Origin of the sequence: Azorhizobium oxalatiphilum (assembly GCF_014635325.1) — a bacterium.
In the GTDB taxonomy this organism is placed as follows: Bacteria; Pseudomonadota; Alphaproteobacteria; order Rhizobiales; family Xanthobacteraceae; genus Azorhizobium; species Azorhizobium oxalatiphilum.
This window is the reverse complement of sequence record NZ_BMCT01000007.1, coordinates 327,211-341,069: the sequence shown is the minus strand read 5'-3', so window position 1 is coordinate 341,069 and position 13,859 is coordinate 327,211. Positions and strand designations below refer to the sequence as shown.

At 66.0% G+C, this 13,859-nt stretch carries 11 protein-coding genes; 3 read left to right on the top strand and 8 right to left on the bottom strand.

Annotated elements, in window-relative coordinates; translation table 11 throughout:
• Positions 1 to 16 precede the first annotated feature (16 nt).
• From pstB to IEW24_RS21810, 5 genes are all read right to left on the bottom strand, one after another.
• The gene (pstB, locus tag IEW24_RS21830) at positions 17 to 841 is read right to left on the bottom strand and encodes a phosphate ABC transporter ATP-binding protein PstB (protein WP_188582603.1); all 825 of its coding nucleotides are present in this window, start codon (positions 839 to 841) and stop codon (positions 17 to 19) included.
• A gap of 72 nt (positions 842 to 913) precedes the next feature.
• Positions 914 to 1,747 carry a phosphate ABC transporter permease PstA gene (gene pstA, locus IEW24_RS21825; RefSeq protein ID WP_188582601.1) on the bottom strand — a complete coding sequence of 278 codons (834 nt, stop codon included), beginning with the start codon at positions 1,745 to 1,747 and terminating at the stop codon, positions 914 to 916.
• 15 nt (positions 1,748 to 1,762) lie between these two features.
• Positions 1,763 to 2,740: a phosphate ABC transporter permease subunit PstC gene (pstC, locus tag IEW24_RS21820; RefSeq protein ID WP_188582599.1), complete on the bottom strand. Its 978-nt coding sequence runs from the start codon at positions 2,738 to 2,740 to the stop codon at positions 1,763 to 1,765.
• 150 nt (positions 2,741 to 2,890) lie between these two features.
• Positions 2,891 to 3,913, bottom strand: coding sequence for a phosphate ABC transporter substrate-binding protein PstS (gene pstS, locus IEW24_RS21815; RefSeq protein ID WP_188582598.1), 1,023 nt, complete (start codon positions 3,911 to 3,913; stop codon positions 2,891 to 2,893).
• A gap of 128 nt (positions 3,914 to 4,041) precedes the next feature.
• A complete protein-coding gene (locus tag IEW24_RS21810; RefSeq protein ID WP_244644593.1) occupies positions 4,042 to 5,394 on the bottom strand; it encodes an ATP-binding protein in 1,353 nt (450 codons plus the stop codon).
• 287 nt (positions 5,395 to 5,681) lie between these two features.
• On the opposite strand from IEW24_RS21810, the gene IEW24_RS21805 reads away from it, so the two are divergent.
• The gene (locus IEW24_RS21805; protein ID WP_188582596.1) at positions 5,682 to 6,305 is read left to right on the top strand and encodes a hypothetical protein; all 624 of its coding nucleotides are present in this window, start codon (positions 5,682 to 5,684) and stop codon (positions 6,303 to 6,305) included.
• Positions 6,306 to 6,508: 203 nt separating this feature from the next.
• Here the strand turns inward: IEW24_RS21805 and IEW24_RS21800 are convergent, their stop codons facing one another.
• The 3 genes from IEW24_RS21800 to ahcY form a co-directional block, all read right to left on the bottom strand.
• Positions 6,509 to 7,567, bottom strand: a complete 1,059-nt coding sequence (locus IEW24_RS21800; protein WP_188582593.1) for a putative bifunctional lysylphosphatidylglycerol flippase/synthetase — start codon at positions 7,565 to 7,567, stop codon at positions 6,509 to 6,511.
• 268 nt (positions 7,568 to 7,835) lie between these two features.
• Positions 7,836 to 9,722, bottom strand: coding sequence for a potassium transporter Kup (locus IEW24_RS21795; RefSeq protein ID WP_188582591.1), 1,887 nt, complete (start codon positions 9,720 to 9,722; stop codon positions 7,836 to 7,838).
• A 379-nt stretch (positions 9,723 to 10,101) separates the two neighbouring features.
• Positions 10,102 to 11,496 carry an adenosylhomocysteinase gene (ahcY, locus tag IEW24_RS21790; protein ID WP_188582589.1) on the bottom strand — a complete coding sequence of 465 codons (1,395 nt, stop codon included), beginning with the start codon at positions 11,494 to 11,496 and terminating at the stop codon, positions 10,102 to 10,104.
• 516 nt (positions 11,497 to 12,012) lie between these two features.
• Between ahcY and IEW24_RS21785 the strand changes: the two genes are divergently transcribed.
• Positions 12,013 to 12,627: a CarD family transcriptional regulator gene (locus IEW24_RS21785; protein WP_188582587.1), complete on the top strand. Its 615-nt coding sequence runs from the start codon at positions 12,013 to 12,015 to the stop codon at positions 12,625 to 12,627.
• 299 nt (positions 12,628 to 12,926) lie between these two features.
• Positions 12,927 to 13,856 (top strand): FkbM family methyltransferase, encoded by a 930-nt coding sequence (locus tag IEW24_RS21780; RefSeq protein ID WP_188582585.1) that lies wholly within the window; start codon positions 12,927 to 12,929, stop codon positions 13,854 to 13,856.
• Positions 13,857 to 13,859 lie beyond the last annotated feature (3 nt).

Below are 13,859 nucleotides of genomic sequence, written 5' to 3'. Positions count from 1 at the left end.
AGGCTCCCCGCGCCGCTCAGCCGAACCGGCCAGTGATGTAATCGCGCGTCTTGATCTCCTTCGGATTGGTGAAGATCACGTCGGACGGGCCGACCTCCACCAGTTCGCCGAGATAGAAGAACGCCGTGCGATCCGCGCAGCGGGCGGCCTGCTGCATGTTGTGGGTCACGATGACGATGGTGAATTCCTGCTTCAGCTCGTCGATCAAATCCTCGATCTTCGAGGTGGAGATCGGGTCGAGCGCCGAGGTGGGCTCGTCGAGCAGGATGACTTCCGGGCGCACCGCGATGGTGCGCGCGATGCACAGGCGCTGCTGCTGGCCGCCGGACATGCCGAGCGCCGAGGTGTGCAGACGGTCCTTGGTCTCTTCCCAGATCGCCGCCTTGCGCAGGCAGCTCTCGACGCGCTCGTCCATCTGCGCCTTGTTCAGGCTCTCGTGCAGGCGCACGCCGAAGGCGATGTTGTCATAGATGGACATGGGGAAGGGCGTCGGCTTCTGGAACACCATGCCGATGCGGCTGCGCACCACGGTGGAGTCCAGCTCCTTGCCCACCACGTTCACGCCGTCGAACATCACCTCGCCCTCGGCGCGCTGGCCGGGATAGAGGTCGTACATGCGGTTGAACACGCGCAGCAGCGTGGACTTGCCGCAGCCCGACGGCCCGATCATCGCGGTCACGCGCTTCTCGGGGATCGTGAAGTTGATGTTCTTCAGGGCATGGTTCTGCCCGTAGTAGAAATTGAGCTTGTTGACCTGGATCTTGGTGGGCGTCTCCACCGCGCCGGGCTTGGCGGCCACGGCGGATGACAGGTTGAAGGTCGGATCGACGGCTGAAGTCATGACAGGCCTCGTTCGGTCTCGGGGCCCTGCTGAGCGCAGCAGGGCAAGCATTGGGTTAGGACTGCGGCGCGGTCAGTGGGTCCGCGCCAGCACCACACGCGACACCACGTTGAGCAGCAGCACGCCGACGGTAATCAGCAGCGCACCCGCCCAGGCCAGCGAGACCCAGTCGTCGAAGGGGCTTCCGGCATATTGGTAGATGGCGATCGGCAGGCTGGCCATGGGCTTCGACAGGTCCAGCGACCAGCCGTTGTTGCCGAGCGAGGTGAAGAGCAGCGGCGCCGTCTCGCCGGCGGCGCGGGCGATGGCCAGCAGCACGCCGGTGACGATGCCGGCGCGGGCCGCGCGCCACGTCACCATGATGACCACCTTCCACTGCGGCGCGCCGAGCGCGAAGGCGGCTTCGCGCAGGCCCACGGGGACGAGGTTCAGCATGTCTTCTGTGGTGCGCACGATGACCGGGATCACCAGAATGGCCAGCGCGATGGAGCCCGCCCAGCCGGAGAAGCCGCCGAACGGCACCACCAGGAACTGGTAGATGAACAGGCCCACCAGAATGGACGGTGCCGACAGCAGGATGTCGTTCACGAAGCGGGTGGCGGAGCCGATCTTCGTGCCCTTGCCGTTCTCGGCGAGGAACGTGCCGGCGAAGATGCCGATGGGACCGCCGATCAGCAGCGCGATGCCGATCTGGATCAGCGAGCCGACGATGGCGTTCAGCAGGCCACCGCCCTGGCCGGGCGGCAGGGTGATCTGGGTGAAGACGTTGGTGCCGAGGGCCGGCAGGCCCTTGGCGAGCAGCGTCAGCAGGATCCACGCCAGCAGAACGATGGCGAGGGCGGCGAAGCCGGTGGAGATCGCCTTGACGGCGTTGTCCTTGGCGCGGCGTGCGGCGAGAGAGGCCATGGCTTTGCGCTTTCCTCAGTCGAGCCGCGAGCGCACGAGCGCACGGGAGAGGGCCAGGACGATGAAGGAGATCACGAACAGGATGAAGCCGAGCTGCAGCAGCGAGGTCAGCTTCAGCGAGCCGATGGGCGCCTCGGGGAATTCGTTCGCGATGGTGGAGGCGATGGTGGCGCCGGGCGCGAACAGGGAGGCGGACAGGCGGGTCGCATTGCCGATGACGAACGTCACCGCCATGGTCTCGCCCAGCGCGCGGCCGAGGCCGAGCATCACCGCGCCCACCATGGCCGTGCGGCCGTAGGGCACCGAGACGTTGCGATACACCTCATAGGTGGTGCAGCCGACGCCGTAGGCGCTCTCCTTGAGCATGGGCGGGATGGATTCCAGCGTCTCCACGAACATGGCCGTGATGAAGGGCACGATCATCACCGCCAGGATCAGGCCGGCGGTGAACATGCCGGAGCCCAGCGGCGGCCCCTGGAACAGCAGGCCCAGAACCGGGATCGGCCCGAGCAGATCGATGAGCGGCGACTGGACGTACTGCGCCATCAGCGGCGCGACGATGAAGAAGCCCCACATGCCGTAGATGATGGAAGGCACCGCGGCGAGCAGCTGCACGGCGACGCCGATGGGCCGCTTCAGCGACTGGGGTGCGATCTCGGTGAGGAAGAAGGCGATGCCGAACGACAGCGGCAGGGCGACGATGACGGCGATCACGGCGCTGAACACCGTGCCGTAGATCATCACCAGCGCGCCGTACTTCTCAGTCACCGGGTTCCAGCTGGCGGTCCAGAGGAAGTCGAGACCGAATTCGCGCAGTGCCGGCAGGCCGCCGAGGAAGAGCTGCCCGATGATCAGGGCCAGCAGCACAAGCACCAGCAGGCCGCAGCCCCATAGTGCGCCGACGAACAGCGGGTCGGAAAGCCCGCCGATACGCTTGGCCTGATGGATCGGAATGCGATCCACGGCGCCCGAACTGTCCATCGTCGCGTCCATCCCCTGCCCTTCCTGACGTGACCGGCCTTGGCGGTCCCTTTACCCCGGCGCCACTCTGGCTGCCATGGGCCCCCGTGCATGGTTCGTATCTTCAATCCGCGGACAGCCGCGAAAATGCGGCCCGCACCGGAGGCGCGGGCCGCAGGATCATCAGATCTTCACTTCGGCCTTCCAGGCGGCCTTGATGCGGTCCACCACAGCCGCCGGGAGCGGGATGTAGTGCAGCTTCTCGGCGATCTCGCCGCCTTCCTTGCCGTAGGACCACTCGAAGAACTTCATGACTTCCTTGGAAGCCTCGACGTTCTTGGGATCCTTGGGCAGCAGGATGTAGGTGGCGGAGACGATCGGCCACGCGCCGGCGCCGGCGGTGTTGGTCATCGGAGCCGCGAAGTCCTTGGTGTTGTTCCAGTCGGCAGCACCGGCGGCTTCCATGAAGGCCGGGACGGTCGGCGAGACGAACTTGCCGGCCTTGTTCTGCAGCTGGGTCACGACCAGCTTGTTGGCGGCGGCATACACGAACTCGACGTAGCCGATGGCGCCCTTGGTGTTCTTCACGGTGCCGGCAATGCCTTCATTGCCCTTGGCGCCCGCGCCGACCGGCCACTGCACGGAGGTGGCGGCGCCGACCTTGGACTTCCACTCCGGGCTGATCTCAGCCAGGTAGGTGGTGAACACGTAGGAGGTGCCCGAGGAGTCCGAGCGATACACGGGCACGATGGCCTGGTTCGGCAGGGTCACGCCGGCGTTCAGGTCAGCGATGGCCTTGTCGTTCCACTTGGTGATCTTGCCGAGATAGATGTCGGCGAGCACCGGGCCGGTCAGCTTGAGCTGCTCGGTCTGGATGCCGTCGAGGTTCACGGTGGCAACGATCGAGCCGATCACGGCCGGGAACTGGAGCAGGTTGGCGGAAGCCAGCTTGGCGCTGTCCATGGGGGCGTCCGAAGCGCCGAAATCCACGGTGCGGTTGATGATCTGGTTCTGGCCGCCGCCGGAGCCGATCGACTGGTAGTTCAGGGCGTTGCCCGTGGCTTCCTTATACTTCGCGCCCCAGGACTGGTAGACCGGAGCGGGGAAGGACGCGCCAGCGCCATTGAAATCAAGAGCAGACGCGCTACCGGCGATGAGGGTGCCGGCGACAGCGAGCGCCGTGCCGAAAAAGGTGGTGAGCTTCACGGATTCTCTCCATTGCCAATCAGGTGCCGCCAACTGGGCGTGATCGCCCCGACGCAACTTTGGGCCGCACACACATAGCGGCCTGGCCCGAACCTTCTATGACCGGGCCATGACACCTGAATGACAATCTAAGCCGCTGGACTTACTTCACTTTTCTCAGCACCGGCGGCGAGCTCCAGTCGCACCGTAAACTTTGCCCCCTCACCGGGCACGCTTTCCACCGACATCCGGCCCCGATGACGGGCGATGATGTGCTTCACAATGGCGAGCCCTAATCCCGTACCGCCCTGGTCGCGACTGGCCGCCACGTCCACGCGGTAGAAGCGTTCCGTGAGGCGGGGAAGGTGCTCGGGTGCGATGCCGGGACCGTAGTCCCGTACGCTGATGGCCGCCGTCCCCGCGCCCGGACCCGGCTCGCGCACCACCGCCACCTCGACCTTCTTGCCGGAGATGCCATATTTCAGGCCGTTCTCCACAAGGTTCTCGAACAGCCGGATCAGCTCGTCCCGGTCGCCGCGCACGGTCGCCGGCCCGGTCTCCGCGGAGAAGGTGATCTCCACCTCCCGGTCCTGCGCCAGCGGCGTGAGCGTATCGCACACATGGGCGAGGATGCCGTTGAGGTCGACCTGCGTGTCCGGCCGCACATGCAGGTTCAGCTCGATGCGCGAGAGCGACAGCAGATCGTCGATAAGGCGCGACATGCGCCGCGCCTGCGCGCCCATGATGGCGAGGAAGCGCTCGCGCGCCGCCGCATCGTTGCGCGCGGGCCCCAGCAGGGTCTCGATGAAGCCGGACAGCGAGGCCAGCGGCGTGCGCAGCTCGTGGCTGGCATTGGCGACGAAATCCGCCCGCATCTGCTCCACCCGCCGCTGGGCGGTGAGATCGCGGAAGGTCAGCAGGACCGCGTCGGGCCGCCCCTCCGGACGGCCGGCGGGCACGACGCCCCCGGCGACCGCATTCAGATGGACCGGTACCACATGGGCTTCCAGCCAGCGGTCGAGCGGGATGCGCTCGGCGAACTCAACCCGGCGCGACACCCCATCCTCGGCTCCCGCCCGCACCGCTTCGAGCACCTCCGGCACGCGCACGAGGAAGGAGATGGGATCGCCCACCTTCGCCGCCCCGACCGCCAGCGCCACGCGCGCATTGGCGGTGAGGATCTCGCCCGCGGGCGACAGCAGCAGGGCGGGCTCGGGCAAGGCCGCCACGAGGGCGATGAGCGGCGGATCCACCCGGGCACGGTGCGGGGCCGGCGCAGCGTCGGCTGGCGGCGTCCGTCCGGCCTGTTCCACCGTCGCGCGGCGGGGGGACGCCAGCAGGCCGGCAAGCGCGCAGAGCAGCACCAGCGCTGCCACCAGCGGGTGCATGTTGCCCGTCAGCGCGGCCACCACCACCACCGCCGCGATCAGCCCGAACAGGGTTATGGGCCAGAACCGGCGGGTCGGCCGCAGATGGGAGGCCGCTTCAGGCAGTCCACTCACGGCCTGCTCCTCCCGGTTGCGCCGGTAGCCGGCTTGCAGTTCCGGTGTTGCGTCCTCTTGCCCATCATGGGCCTACCCCCCGAACCTCGATCACGCGGAATGCCGTTGGTCCGCTCACTCGCGACTCACAAGGCTCGCTCATGGTGAATTCCGCCTGCGAAAGCAATAAGACAGCGTTTCGCCGCAACTGTCCTTTTTGATGAGGGCGGGGAACCGAGATACCCCATGGCAGGATATTTACCGCACAGGCCCATAAGGGGCGCAGTGCCCCCGGTGGGAACCCAGTGATGCTCATTGCTCGTCGATTGCTCGCCCTCGCCCTCTCGCTCACCGCCGTCACGGCGGCCGCTGCCGAGCCCCTGCCTACGCCTGCCGGTGATTTCGCGCTGAAAGCCACCCTGCGCGACGGCGGCTCGCTCGATCTCATGCGGCTCGGCGACAGGATGCGCGTGGAGATGCTGCCCAAGGCCTCCCCCGCCATGGTGGTGGGACTGCTGGACCTGAAGGCCGCCAAGATGGTGCTGATGGTGCCGTCCATGCCCAAGATGGCGGTGCAGATGGAGCTGCCGCCGGAATATAATTTCGCGTCCCTGAAGGGCTCCGGCGTCCGGACCGGCACGTCGGAGGTGGCGGGCGAGCCCTGCGATCTATGGAAGATCGACGCCACCGCCAGCAGCCACGGCACCGGGCCGACGCTGGCCTGCATCACCGAGGACGGCATCGCGCTGCGCACCGAGATGGACATCCAGGGCAAGCAGCAGGTGATCTATGAGGTCACGTCGGTGACACGCGGCCCGCAGGATCCGCGCCAGTTCATGGTGCCGCCGGGCGTGCAGACGGTGAAGCTGCCCAAGAGCGCCGTCGCCGCCATGCCGGGCCTCGCGCCCTTCGTCTCCGGCCTCGGCCAGTAAACGGCGCGCGCGCAGCGTCACAATCGGCCCTGGAGCATGTCCGGCCTTGATTGCTCCGCAATCCAAGCCGCAAGACATTCTCTATCAAAGACTTGGAGCGTCTCAGCGTTTCCATGAAACGCTAAGACGCTCTAGGGCCGGACATCAGATGCAGACAGAGTTCAACGGCCCGCCCTTCCGGCGGGCCGTTTCGTTTCGAGGGCCTACTCGGCCGCCGTGGCGCTCTTGGCGGGGGCCACGGGCGCCTTGGCGGCCACCACGGACGCGGCCACGTCATCCTTCGCACAGGCGGCCTTGCTGCGCTGGCTGCCGAGATAAAGCTCGCGCCCGCCCAGCAGCGCCAGCGAGAAGGCGAAGGGGATGATGTAGTAGAACAGGCGGAACACCAGCAGCGCGCCCACCATCTCGCCGGTGTCGAACTGCGGCAGCGCCACCAGCAGCGCCGCGTCGAACACGCCGAGGCCGCCCGGCGCATGGCTGGCAAAGCCGAGCAGGGTCGCGGTGACGAAGATCACCGCCAGCGAGATCGGGTCGATATAGGGGCTCGTCGGCATCAGCATGTACATGGCCGCCGCGCACAGGCTGAGGTCGAGGATGCCGATGCCGATCTGCAGCAGCGTGGTCTTGCCCGCCGGAAGCGTCACGAACCAGGTGGAGCGGCCGATCTTGCGCGGCGCCATGCTCACCCACACCACATAGCCGACGAGCACGACGATGGCGGCGGCGCCCAGCAGGCGGTTCACCAGCGGCGGCAGCTGGTCCACGGCGGTGGCCGCTTCGGGATGGATAAGGATGCCGAGGCCGAGCACGGCGATGTTGCCCAGCCAGAAGGTGAGGCCCGCGACGAAGCAGATCTTCGCCACGTCCACCGCATTCAGCCCCCAGGCGGAATAGATGCGATAGCGCACCGAGCCGCCGGTGAAGACCGTGAAGCCCACGTTGTGGCCCACCGAATAGGAGCAGAAGCCGGACAAGGCGGCGACGCGATAGGGTACGTCGTTCTTGCCGATCGTGCGCAGGGCGAACAGATCGTAGAAGGTGAGCGTGACATAGGCGCAGGCCACCAGCACGAAGGCCGCCGCCACATGCAGCGGATCCTTCGCCGCCAGCGCGTTCCACACGTCGGCGAAATTGAGCTTGTGCAGCATGCGATAGAGGACTGTGACCGCGAAGCCGATCACGATCAGGCTGGCGATGAATCCCAGCCCGTGCAGGCCCACCTTGTCCCGCAGAAAACGCCAGACCCGTGAAGAAAAGCTCATGAAGGCACCGTATTCCCCGCCCGACGGTCCTGCCCCCGCCGCACCCTGAACTTCACCGTACCGCACATCGGCCGCACCGCTCGCCGGACAGACCCCAGGTGGATCACCGCCTAAGCGGCCCCACCTGAAGCGGTAAGATTCCTGCAAATCGGATGGCTGACGTTACGTCGCCTTCATCCTTGCATTGAACCCCTACCGCCTCAAGACGGCGCTCCCATGGCACTGCCGCCAAAACGGATATTTTTTCCGGCCGGAAACGTTGGCCGGCTTACAATTTCACCGGATAGCCGATCTCCACCGTGCGGCTGCGCGGCAGACCGAAGCGGTCCACCGAGCGCTCCGCATTGCGCGCCAGGAAAGCGAAGACGTGGGCCACCACATCGCGCATCCGCGTCACCTCGTCAGGCGGGATGATGCGCTCATGGCCAATGACATATATGGCCTCGTCCGGATCGACGCCACGGGCGCTCAAGGCGGGGCCGAGCACCGAGGGCACGTCGATCTGCTGCATGTAGCCGAAGCGCAGGTCCACCCGCACGAAGCCGCCCTCCAGCACCGTCACCCGCACCCGGTCCTCCACCGACACGCGCGGCCGCGCGGCGATCCAGACCGAGACGATGACGCCGCGCTGGAAGCGGATCTTCAGCAGGTCCGCCATGCGCGAGAGGGCCACCGGCGTCATGGCGCCGGCACGGGACAGGAAGATGGCGGTGCGCGGGCTCTCCGCATCGTTCGCCCGGTCCTTGCGGGCGACGAACTCGTCCATGGGTTCGGTGAAGCGCACCTGCTGCGCCACCACGCCCTCCAGCCCCCTCCGCCAGCTCACCATGACGAAGATGACGATGCCGGCGATGGTCAGCGGCAGCCAGCCGCCGTCATGCAGCTTGGTGAGGTTGGAGGTGGCGAACGCCGCGTCCAGGCTGAGCAGGCCGACGCCCAGCGCCCAGACCGCAGGCTTCGGCCAGCCCCAGGAGCGGTTCACCTGTGCGATGAACAGGATGGAGGTCGTGACCATGGCGAAGGCCACCGCGATGCCATAGGCGGAAGCCAGCCGGTCGGAGGCCTCGAAGCCCAGCACCACGGCGATGCAGGCCACCATGAGCAGCCAGTTCAGCCGGCCCACATAGATGTGCTGCTCATTGTGCTCGCTGGTGTAGCGGATGCGCATGGGCGGCAGATAGCCCAGCTCGATGGCTTGCTTGGCCAGCGAGAAGACGCCGGTGATGATCGACTGCGAGGCGATCACGGTGGCGGCGGTGGCCAGCGCCAGCAGCGGGATATCGAACGGATCGGGGCAGAGATCGTAAAACGGGTTGCGCACCGCGTTCGGATTGTTCAGCAGAATGGCGCCCTGGCCGAAATAGTTCAGCAGCAGCGCCGGCATGGCCACGAACAGCCAGGCACGGGCGATGGTCTTGCGGCCGAAATGGCCGAGATCGGCATAGAGCGCCTCGCCGCCGGTGATGGCGAGGAAGCAGGCGCCGAGGATGACACCCGCAAGGCCGGGATTGTCCATCAGCGTGGCGATACCGGCGCGCGGATCGAGGCCGGCCAGAACCTGCGGCGCCTGCACGATGCCATAGATGCCGAGGATGCCCAGCGAGGAGAACCAGAACAGCATGATCGGGCCGTAGAAGCTGGCGATCCGCTCGGTGCCGAGCCGCTGCGACAGGAATACGCCCAGCAGCACCAGCACCGTGATGGGCACGATCCAGTGATCGAGCGCGGGCGAGATGACCTGCAGACCCTCGATGGCGGAGAGCACCGACATGGCCGGGGTCAGCACGCCGTCGCCGATCAGCATGGCCGCGCCGATGAGGCCCGCACCCAGCAGATACCAGCGCAGGCCGAGCGCGGAGCGATGCAGGTCGAGCAGCGTCACCAGCGCGAGAATGCCGCCTTCGCCGTCATTGTCGGCGCGCAGCACCAGCATCACATACTTCACGGTGACGGAGAGGATGATGCTCCAGGTGATGAGCGAGAGCAGGCCCAGCACGTCCGCATGCCCGAAATTGGTGCCGCCCACCGCGAGCACGCCCTGCTTGAGGGCGTAGAGCGGGCTGGTGCCGATGTCGCCGAACACGACGCCCAGCGCGCCGATCTCGGCGGCAAAGGGCAGGACACGCTGGCGGTCACGACTGAAGCTCAAGGACATGGCGCGAAATCCGGCCGCTCAGCGTTTCAGTCGGCAAGGCAGGGACGGGAACCGCATGCACGGGAACAGGATGCGCAAGGCTTTTCCTTTGGATCGGGACCGCTTTGGGCGACCCGACATCCGGTCGAAACAGTCCAAGGCCGCCCCCCGCGCCATGCAGCCGTCACGCGGCCGCAGTCCCCACACCTAGCCCCGTTCGGGCCAACTGACAATGCAGTGCGGAAGGCCCACCTCCTCCGTTACGGAGGTATGTCGCGCCTGCCGCTCGGACAACGGGGGCCACAAAAGCAAAATGCCGACCCGCCCGGCGGGGGCGGATCGGCACATTCTGTCGCGGCATGCCGTCCGGCCCCTTGCGGGACCGGCCGGATGGCGCTGATCAGTAGCGGTAGGTCTCGGGCTTGAACGGGCCTTCCTGCGCCACGCCGATATAGGCCGACTGCTTGTCGCTCAGCTTGGTGAGCTTCACGCCGATCTTCTCGAGATGGAGCATGGCAACCTTCTCGTCCAGCGTCTTGGGCAGGGTGTAGACCTTCTTGTCGTACACACCCGGCTTGGTCCACAGCTCGATCTGGCCGAGCGTCTGGTTGGTGAAGGACGCGGACATCACGAAGCTCGGGTGGCCGGTGGCGTTGCCCAGGTTCACCAGGCGGCCTTCGGACAGCAGGATGATGCGGTTGCCGGTGGGGAACTCGATCTCGTCCACCTGCGGCTTCACGTTCGACCACTTGAAGTTCTTCAGGCCGGCGACCTGAATCTCGCTGTCGAAATGACCGATGTTGCAGACGATGGCGCGGTCCTTCATGGCCCGCATGTGATCAACCGTGATCACGTCCACGTTGCCGGTGGTGGTCACGAAGATGTCGGCGCGCGGCGCGGCATCTTCCATGGTGGTGACTTCATAGCCTTCCATGGCGGCCTGCAGGGCGCAGATGGGGTCGATCTCGGACACCATCACGCGGCAGCCGGCGTTGCGCAGCGAAGCGGCCGAGCCCTTGCCCACGTCACCGAAGCCCGCGACCATGGCCACCTTGCCGGCCATCATCACGTCGGTGCCGCGGCGGATGCCGTCCACCAGGCTCTCACGGCAGCCGTACAGATTGTCGAACTTCGACTTGGTGACGCTGTCGTTGACGTTGATGGCGGGCCACAGGAGCGTGCCCTTCTTCTGCATCTCGTACAGACGATGCACGCCCGTGGTGGTCTCTTCGGTCACGCCGCGCACCGACTTGGCGATCTGCGTGTACCAGCCGGGCTTGGAAGCGAGGCGCTGCTTGATGGCGGCGAAGAGGACGGACTCTTCCTCGTTGGTGGCGCCGTCGAGGAAGGCGGTGTCGCCATTCTCCGCGCGCAGGCCGAGGTGGATGAGCAGGGTGGCATCGCCGCCGTCATCCAGGATCATGTTCGGCACGCCGCCGTCGGCCCACTCGAAGATGCGGTGGGTGTAGTCCCAGTACTCTTCCAGCGTCTCGCCCTTGATGGCGAAGACGGGGGTGCCGGCAGCGGCGATGGCGGCGGCGGCATGGTCCTGGGTCGAATAGATGTTGCACGAGGCCCAGCGGACGTCCGCGCCCAGCGCCTTCAGCGTCTCGATGAGAACGCCGGTCTGGATGGTCATGTGCAGGGAGCCGGCGATGCGGGCGCCCTTCAGGGGCTGCGACGGGCCGTATTCGGCGCGCGTGGCCATGAGGCCCGGCATTTCGGTCTCGGCGATGTCCAGTTCCTTGCGGCCCCAGTCGGCGAGATTGATGTCCTTCACCACATAATCGGTCATGTCGGCTCTCCCTGTTCGGGCCGTTGGTCGGCAGGCGCACCGGGTCCGACCCCGTGCACACTGCCCATGGCCGGCGACGTAGCACGGCCGGCGCGAGGCATCAATAAGGATATAAAGAAATGTTTATATGACACCTCCAAAGAGGGGCACAGCTACCCAGAATTGCATGCGTGCCTTGCGGCAAGCGGGCGCGTGCGGAAAAGAGCGGCGCTTTGATTCATGTGATTTTTGTGATATACAATGGGATACAGTCGATTGCGTCTCAGTCAACCATCCCGCGCTCACTTCATCTGCGCATTCTCGGGAACATAGGGGCGAGAGTAAGCGTGTCCAGCCGCGGGGTACGGCTTGGCGCGAAGGATTGATTGTTGATTTCGACTGCCACAGCGGGTTGCCGGTGATCGCCCGCAACCCAGGTCGTCAGCACAAGGTACGCGCAGGCCGGTCTTGCCGGAAGACGGGCTACGCGTGCCATTTCGATCCGGCCTCCGGGGCGGATCAGGAGCGGTTCAGAGCATGTCGACAAAGAAGAGCAGCACGCAGGCCCGTCTTGGCTTCAAGACGGGAGAGCACATTGTGTACCCTTCGCACGGTGTGGGTCGGATCACTGCTATTGAAGAACAGGAAGTCGCAGGTTTCAAGCTCGAGCTGTTCGTGATCTCCTTTGAGAAAGACAAGATGACGCTCCGCGTCCCGGTGCCGAAGATCGCCACCGTTGGCATGCGCAAGCTTGCCGATGGCCCGGTGGTCGCGAAGGCGCTGGAAACTCTCAAGGGCCGCGCCCGCGTAAAGCGCACCATGTGGAGCCGTCGCGCGCAGGAATATGAAGCCAAGATCAATTCCGGCGATCTCATCGCCATCTCGGAAGTGGTCCGCGACCTCTATCGTTCCGACGCCCAGCCCGAGCAGTCCTATTCCGAGCGTCAGCTCTATGAGGCTGCGCTCGACCGCATGGCCCGTGAGCTGTCCGCCGTTCAGAACATCACGGAAACCGAGTCCGTGAAGCTCATCGAGTCGAACCTGCAGAAGGGTCCCAAGCGCGGCGCCGCCAAGGCGGAAGCCGAAGCCGAGGATGCCGACGAGGCGGACGCCGATGCGGAAACCGATCTGGAAGCCGAAGAAGCGGCGTGAGCCGTCTGTCGCCGGTTCTGGCGGCATGAAGCGGGCGTAACGCCAGACTTGGCGGCATCCGCTGCCCTGGCTGTCCGGCTCAGTGCTGCTTCGATGGAAGTACAGCACCAGAAAACTGCAAAAGGCCGCGCTCCGCGCGGCCTTTTTGCTTTCAATGGACCGCATGCGCACGCTAGAGCGTGTCCGTGTTTCGTGGAAACGCAGAAACTCATTGATAGAGACTGTCTTGTCGTTTGGATTGCGAAGCAATCAAGGCCGGACATACACCAGACAAGCCACCACGGTGGGGACCGGGCGACATGCAGTGGTGGACAAGACTTTTTCGCGGGCGGTCCTCACGCGCCGAACGCTTCCGGCGCCATGCCGCCAGCCTCTCCCGCTATACGCCCATCGGCATCCATCTGGGCGGGAACCGGCTGCTGTCGCGGCTCTGGACGGGCAATGGCATCTTCCTGCCCGCCGATGACATCGGCAACGGCCTCGCCATCGTCATGACGGGGTGCTGGGAACCGCACATCACCTTCTATCTGGCCGCCACCCTGAAGCCCGGCGATGTCTTCGTCGATATCGGTGCCAATGTCGGCTATTACACGATCCTCGCCAGCGAACTGGTCAAGCCGTCCGGCCTCGTGGCGGCCTTCGAGCCCCAGAAGGCCCTCATCCCCTATCTCGCCGACAGCATCCACGCCAACGGCTTCGATCCCATCTGCCACTGCCGTGCCGTGGCCATCGGCGCCGCGGATGGGGTGGGCACGCTGAACCTCCTGCCCTCCCAGTCCGGTTCCGCATCCCTGACACAGGGAGCCGGCCCCGGGGGCGGCGCGCAGGATGAGGCCCATGCGGAAACGGTCCAGATCCTGCCGCTCGACCGGGCATTGGGGGACATCGAACGGGAGCGGGGCCACCCCGTCGTGCCGACCATCATCAAGATGGACATCGAGGGTTACGAATACGCCGCCTGGCAGGGCATGCGCGAGACGGTCGCGGCGGCGCAGCGCCTTGCCCTGATCATCGAATTCGCGCCCTGCCGCTACCTTCAGCACGGACAGGATCCGCACGCCTTCCTCCGCGAGCTGGAGGCGGCGGGCTTCACCCTCAGCACGCTGGACAAGGTGCGCGGCCGGTTCCGCCGCTCGCGGTTCGACACCGGCGCGATCGAGGCGATGATCGCAAACGACAGCGGCGTGGATCTGCTGGCCGAGAAGGGGCTTCCTGCCGGCCGGCTTTGATCC

What these genes read in the sequence shown, in the direction of transcription:
- pstB (WP_188582603.1), bottom strand. Translation starts at nt 841, where the DNA reads ATGACTTCAGCCGTCGATCCGACCTTCAACCTGTCATCCGCCGTGGCC.
- pstA (WP_188582601.1), bottom strand. Translation starts at nt 1,747, where the DNA reads ATGGCCTCTCTCGCCGCACGCCGCGCCAAGGACAACGCCGTCAAGGCG.
- pstC (WP_188582599.1), bottom strand. Translation starts at nt 2,740, where the DNA reads ATGGACGCGACGATGGACAGTTCGGGCGCCGTGGATCGCATTCCGATC.
- IEW24_RS21805 (WP_188582596.1), top strand. Translation starts at nt 5,682, where the DNA reads ATGCTCATTGCTCGTCGATTGCTCGCCCTCGCCCTCTCGCTCACCGCC.
- IEW24_RS21800 (WP_188582593.1), bottom strand. Translation starts at nt 7,567, where the DNA reads ATGAGCTTTTCTTCACGGGTCTGGCGTTTTCTGCGGGACAAGGTGGGC.
- IEW24_RS21795 (WP_188582591.1), bottom strand. Translation starts at nt 9,722, where the DNA reads ATGTCCTTGAGCTTCAGTCGTGACCGCCAGCGTGTCCTGCCCTTTGCC.
- ahcY (WP_188582589.1), bottom strand. Translation starts at nt 11,496, where the DNA reads ATGACCGATTATGTGGTGAAGGACATCAATCTCGCCGACTGGGGCCGC.
- IEW24_RS21785 (WP_188582587.1), top strand. Translation starts at nt 12,013, where the DNA reads ATGTCGACAAAGAAGAGCAGCACGCAGGCCCGTCTTGGCTTCAAGACG.
- IEW24_RS21780 (WP_188582585.1), top strand. Translation starts at nt 12,927, where the DNA reads ATGCAGTGGTGGACAAGACTTTTTCGCGGGCGGTCCTCACGCGCCGAA.